Genomic DNA, 5,496 nt, shown 5'->3' on the forward strand with positions numbered 1-5,496 from the left:
GAAGGTCCCGTTCCGCAGGACGCGCAAGATCGCGCGGCTGCGGTCCGTCCGCATCGTCGCCGCGCTGTTCGGCGTGTTCCTGATCTGGGTGACGTTCTCGATCGGCCAGGCGATCACGTCCAACAACGGCCAGAGCCTGTCGTCCAACCTCGCCGAATGGGCCCGCGACCACTACCTCGGCCCGGTCGTCACGTTCGGCGAGTGGCTCAGCTACAACCCGCCCAAGGCCGGTGGCAAGCCGTCCTTCTCGCTCGCCATCCCCAAGGGGCAGCAGGTCAGCCCGACCAAGACGCATGCGAAGGGCTTCACGCCCGACGTCCCGGCCACGCTGAAGTCGCTGGCCGGCGCGCCGGTGCCTGGGGAGGGGCAGTGGCGGGTCGTGGAGAAGGTGAAGGGCCAGCCCGCGATCTTCACCACCTTCCTGCGGGACGCCACGTACACGTCCTACGTCAACGGGATCGCGTCGATGGACCAGCGGCTGGTCTCGTTCCAGCTGCACCCCGGCTCGGAGGATCCTGGCCCGGGTAACTGGGGGAAGTGGGGCTCGACGTCCATCGCGCCGGGAAGCCGTACCGGCCTGGTCGCCACGTTCAACGGCGGCTTCAAGCTGGACAGCGCGGGGGGCGGCTTCTACCTCAACGGTGAGTACCACGGCTCGCTCGTGACCGGCGAGGCGACGATCGTGTACTACAAGAACGGCACGGTCAAGATCGGCGAGTGGGGCCGCGACTTCACGATGAACTCGTCGATCGAAGGCGTGCGGCAGAACTTGAAGCTGCTCATCGACCGTGGCAAGATCGAGGCGAACCTCAACCAGAACGTAGAGACGAACTTCGGCGCTACGCTCGGCGGCGGCTACTACGTGTGGCGTTCCGGGCTTGGCATCACCAAGGACGGCAGGATCATCTACGTCTACGGCCCGGCACTCAACGTTCAGGACCTGGCCGACCTGCTGCAGCGGGCCGGCGCGGTTGAGGGCATGCAGCTCGACATCAACCCGTACTGGATGAAGTACGAGTATTACAGCGCAAACAGCCACCCGTCAGACCCGACGCCGGTTAACCTGCTGCCGAACCAGCAGCAGAGCGCTTACTCGTACTACTCGACCTACACCCGGGACTTCACGGCGGTATACGCGCGGTGACAATAGACAAGACCCTGGTCCCTGGCGAAAACACGGGACCACAGGCAGCGGCGTCCGCGGCGGCCCTGGCGGTGACGCCTTCGCGGTGGCTCATCGCGGTCATCAGGGAGACCAGGCCACGGCAGTGGCCGAAGAATCTCCTGGTGTTCGCGGCGCCGCTGGCCGCCGCATCACTGGGCCGCGACCACGGCTTCGGCTACGCGCTGCTCGCGATGTTCGCCTTCGCCTGCGCCTCGGCGGCGGTGTACTTCGTCAACGACGTGGTCGACGCCGAGCGCGACCGGCGTCATCCGGTCAAGCGGAACCGCCCGATCGCCTCCGGCGCGCTGCCCGCCCAGCACGCGCTCGTGCTCGGCGCGCTCGCGGTCGTCCTCGCTGTCGGCGCGGGCGTGCTAATCCGCGAGCCCCGGCTTGTCGAGGCGGTCTCCGTCTACCTCTGCCTGCAGTTCCTGTACTCGTTCCGGCTCAAGCACGTTCCGTTCCTCGAGGTGCTGCTCGTCGCCTCCGGCTTCCTGCTGCGCGTTCTCGGCGGCGCGGCGGCGACCCACGTGAAGCCGCTGTCCATCTGGTTCCTGCTCGTGTGCACCCTCGGCGCGCTCGGCGTCGCGGTCGCCAAGCGGTACACCGAGCTCACCTCGCTGGGCGATGAAGCTGTCCGGCACCGTCCGGTGATGCGCTGGTACCAGCCAGGGATGCTCCGCATCGTCCAGTTGCTTATCGGCGTGGGCATGCTCGCGACGTACCTGATGTGGGCGGCGAGTGAGACTACCGCCGCCCGCCCCTGGCACCTGGCGAGCGCGCTGCCGCTGGCCGCGGCACTGGTCAGGTTCGGCGTGCTCACCGCGCGCCGCAGCGTCCGCCCGGTGGAAGACCTGATCACCAGGGACGCGCTCATGCTCTGTTTCGAGGTGGCCTGGCTGGTGCTGTTCTGCGCCGGGCTCTACGCGGCTTAGGCGGGAAAAGATGAGTGTTCAGAACGGAAGCAGCCGGCTCTCACGGGTCCTGTTGCTCGGCGGCACGAGTGAGATCGGCCTGGCGATCCTGTCCGCCCTGCGGCTTGAGCCGGGCACCGAGGTGATCCTGGCGGGGCGCGACGCGCAGCGGCTCGAGGCGGCCGGCAAGGCGCTGAACCGCCCGGTCACGGTGGCCAGGTACGACGCGCTGGACACCGGGACGCATCAGGCCTTCGCCGACGAGATCTGCGCCGGGGGAGTGCCCGACCTGGTGATCGCCGCGACCGGCGTGCTGATCCCTGAAGAGCAGGCGGAACGTGACGTGCGCCTCGCCGCCACGATGATCGAGACCAACTTCACCGGGCACGTCACGGCGCTGCTCGCGTTCGGCTCGCGGATGCGCGAGCGGGGCAGCGGCACGATCGTGGTGCTGTCGTCGGTCGCCGCGATCCGGCCGCGCAAGTTCAACGCGGTGTACGGGGCGACCAAGGCGGCCCTGGACGCGTTCGCCCGCGGCTACGCCGACGCGCTGCACGGCACAGGGGTCCGCGTGCTGCTCGTCAGGCCCGGGTTCGTGACCGGCCGGATGACGGCGGGAATGGCGCCGGCGCCGCTGGCGACCACGCCGGAGGCGGTCGGCGCCGCGGTCGCGGCGGCGCTGCGCGGATCCAAGTCAGTTGTGTGGATTCCGTCGTCGCTGGCCGGGCTGGCCACCGCGATGCGGCTGGTGCCCAGGCCGGTGTGGCGTAAGCTCAAGCGCTGATTTCGGTTTGACTTCCCTCTGAGTTCGCATTTGCGCACGTCCATGGCGAGAAGCCGTGGGTACATTCCCCGGTTGTGCGGGTCTTGGTAGCGGAAGACGACGACACCCTTGGCGCGGTGCTCGCCCAGGGTCTCCGCAGCCGTGGCTACGTGGTCGACCTCGTCGCCGACGGCGAGTCGGCGCTGTCATACGCCCGCTGTTACGAGTACGCGGTGGCCGTGCTCGACTGGCTGATGCCCCGGGTGTCTGGCATCGACGTAGTGCGCCAGCTGCGCCGGACGGGAGCCAGGACACCGGTGCTGATGATCAGCGGCAAAGGCGCGCCTGAGGACCGGGTGGCCGGCCTGGACGCCGGCGCCGACGACTACCTGGTCAAGCCATTTGCCTTCGACGAGCTGCTCGCCCGGCTGCGGGCGCTGCAGCGCCGGCCGCCTGACGTGCTGCCGCCCCGGCTGGTGGTCGGCGACCTGGAGTACGACCCGGCCTCCCGCGAGGTCACGTTCGGCGGCCGCCGGCCAGCGCTGACTTCGACCGAGCTGAGCATCCTCGAGACGCTGATGCGGTTCTCGCCGGCCGTCGCGGAACGCCGCCAGATCGCGCAGCACGTGTGGACCGACGAGGTGGACACGTTCTCCTCGAACACGATCGACGTGCACCTGGCGCGGCTGCGCGCCAAGCTCTCCGGTTCCCGGGTCCGCATCCAGACCGTTCGCGGCGTCGGCTACCGCATCGTCGCGGACAACGGTCAGCGGTTAGCCGTGCCGTAGCCGCCGCTGGCGTCGGTCATGACCGCACCTCGACGAGCATCGGCAGGCCGCCGGCCGGGCGCTGGGTGACGGCGGGGATGATCGTGACGGGTTCTGCGGACGCGGGCCGCAGCCGTACTCGCTGCCCGGCGACCGCCAGCACGGTCATCATCTCGGCGGTCGCGAAACCTGCTATCTCGTCGTCCGCCACCACCTGGCGGGTCAGCGTGTAGACGGGCGGGTACGTCCGCATGGACTCCTGGACGACCTGTCCGGTGTAACCGAGCGCCTTCAGGTCCTCGGCGCCCGGCGCCCGGCCGCCGAGGACAGCGGCGAGCTCCCGGTGGAACCGGGCCTCCGCGGCCTGGTGCTGCCCGAGCAGCAGCCAGGTCCAGGCCAGCGCCACGGCGGTGGTCTCGAAGCCGGCGAAGAACAGCGTCACCACCTGGTCGCGCAGCTCGCGCCGCGTGTCCGCGGCCGCCGCCTGATCGCCGTAACTTCTGACCAGGTCGGCCAGCATGTCGTCGTAGCCGCCGGGGTCCGCCAGCCGCTCGTCGATCCGCGCGTACACGAAGCGGTCGACGGCTGCGAGGCCGCGCCGGAAGCGGCGGTGCAGCCTGGTGGGCACCCACAGCGGCAGGGGCGCCGGGCTGACGTTGCGCAGCGCGACGACCTGGACGCCGGCCCGCACGGTCTCGGTGAAGCAGTTGGCGCCCCTGGTGCCTCTGGGGTCCGCGCCGGCCGTGTCCGCCAGGCCGGCCTGCAGGTCGTTCTCCAGGTCCCGGCTGAACAGCGCCATGCCGATGACCCGCATCGCCAGCTGCTGCATGTCGTTGAGCACGTCGACCGGCTCGCCGCGGCGCGCGGCCTGCTCCCAGCCCGCGAGCAGCTGCGTCGTCAGCGTTCCCGTATTCTGCACGACGCGGGCGAGCGTGGCCTTGCCGAACGCGGGCTGGGCCATGGTCGGCGCGGCGTAGAAGTTGAGAACCACAGGCAGCAACGTCCCATGCTGCTGTTGCGGCCCGGCTTAGCGGGAATTAACTGACCTGGTGCCCAGTACCGTGGCGACGGCGACCCCGAGCAGCGGAAGGCAGGGCACGGCCCACGCCGCCTTGGCCACCAGCAATCCGGCTAGCGACGCGCCCGCCAGCAGGCCGGCCAGCACTCCCGGGCGCCGCCAGCCGATCTCTTCCTCCGGCCGGAAGACCGCGCTGACCAGGCCGGTCAGCGTCCCGGTGAGATAGGTGGTGGACACGTTGCCGAGCCCCAGCTGGACGACCGCGGCCGACTGGATGCCCATGGCGCAGGCGGCGACGGCGAGGATCACGTACTGGGCCCAGCCGGCCGGGCGCGAGCCTGTCGCCTCCCAGCCGGCCAGGACACCAGCGAGCAGCGTGAGCTCGGCCGCTAGCGTCAGCGTCATGTGCGCGGGCCAGTTCTCGCCGCCCGGCTCGGCGGGGGACTTGGCCACGACGCGGTCCATGCGGTACCTGCCGATCAGCGTGCCGGCGGCGACGCCCGTGACGTAGCCGGCGACCGCCACCGCGGTGTGCAGGGCCAGCGACGCCGACCCGCGGGCCAGCGACAGGCCGAACACCGTGATGTTCCCGGTCATCACGCTCGTGAAGACATTCCCGAGCCTGGTGAAGCTCGTCACGTCCGACGCGCCGGATGCGAACGTCAGCAGCACCGCGATCACGGTCATCGTCCGCGGCGGGATCGCTTTGCTCACCCAGGAAAGGGTACGCGGACGGCTCTTGCCCAGCGCGGCGCTTCCGGCGCGTCGTCGCCGAGCAGCCCGGCCACCACCCGCATCCCCTTCGGCGCGGCATCGGGCCACGGCGTGTAGCCGTCGGTGAGCACCACCGTCACGGCGGGGCGGGGCCGGAG

At 70.3% G+C, this 5,496-nt stretch carries 6 protein-coding genes; 4 read left to right on the plus strand and 2 right to left on the minus strand.

The window, feature by feature from the left end:
• The 4 genes from WA805_RS22825 to WA805_RS22840 form a co-directional block, all read left to right on the plus strand.
• On the plus strand, nucleotides 1-1,144 hold a 1,144-nt coding region (locus WA805_RS22825; protein ID WP_425243368.1), incomplete at its 5' end, for a phosphodiester glycosidase family protein.
• Nucleotides 1,141-2,097 carry a decaprenyl-phosphate phosphoribosyltransferase gene (locus tag WA805_RS22830; protein WP_422278547.1) on the plus strand — a complete coding sequence of 319 codons (957 nt, stop codon included), beginning with the start codon at nucleotides 1,141-1,143 and terminating at the stop codon, nucleotides 2,095-2,097. The genes WA805_RS22825 and WA805_RS22830, both read left to right, overlap by 4 nt.
• 10 nt (nucleotides 2,098-2,107) lie before the next feature.
• Nucleotides 2,108-2,860: an SDR family NAD(P)-dependent oxidoreductase gene (locus WA805_RS22835; RefSeq protein WP_422340959.1), complete on the plus strand. Its 753-nt coding sequence runs from the start codon at nucleotides 2,108-2,110 to the stop codon at nucleotides 2,858-2,860.
• Nucleotides 2,861-2,934: 74 nt separating this feature from the next.
• Entirely contained in the window at nucleotides 2,935-3,627 is a 693-nt protein-coding gene (locus tag WA805_RS22840; protein ID WP_422278551.1) for a response regulator transcription factor, read from the plus strand.
• Nucleotides 3,628-3,643: 16 nt separating this feature from the next.
• Here WA805_RS22840 and WA805_RS22845 read toward each other — a convergent pair whose 3' ends face one another.
• A complete protein-coding gene (locus tag WA805_RS22845; RefSeq protein WP_425243370.1) occupies nucleotides 3,644-4,597 on the minus strand; it encodes a cytochrome P450 in 954 nt (317 codons plus the stop codon).
• 36 nt (nucleotides 4,598-4,633) lie between these two features.
• Entirely contained in the window at nucleotides 4,634-5,338 is a 705-nt protein-coding gene (locus tag WA805_RS22850; protein WP_425243369.1) for a DUF1275 family protein, read from the minus strand.
• Nucleotides 5,339-5,496 lie beyond the last annotated feature (158 nt).

Origin of the sequence: Trebonia sp., assembly GCF_049794275.1 — a bacterium.
GTDB lineage: Bacteria > Actinomycetota > Actinomycetes > Streptosporangiales > Streptosporangiaceae > Trebonia.

What these genes read in the sequence shown, in the direction of transcription:
- WA805_RS22835 (WP_422340959.1), top strand. Translation starts at nt 2,108, where the DNA reads ATGAGTGTTCAGAACGGAAGCAGCCGGCTCTCACGGGTCCTGTTGCTC.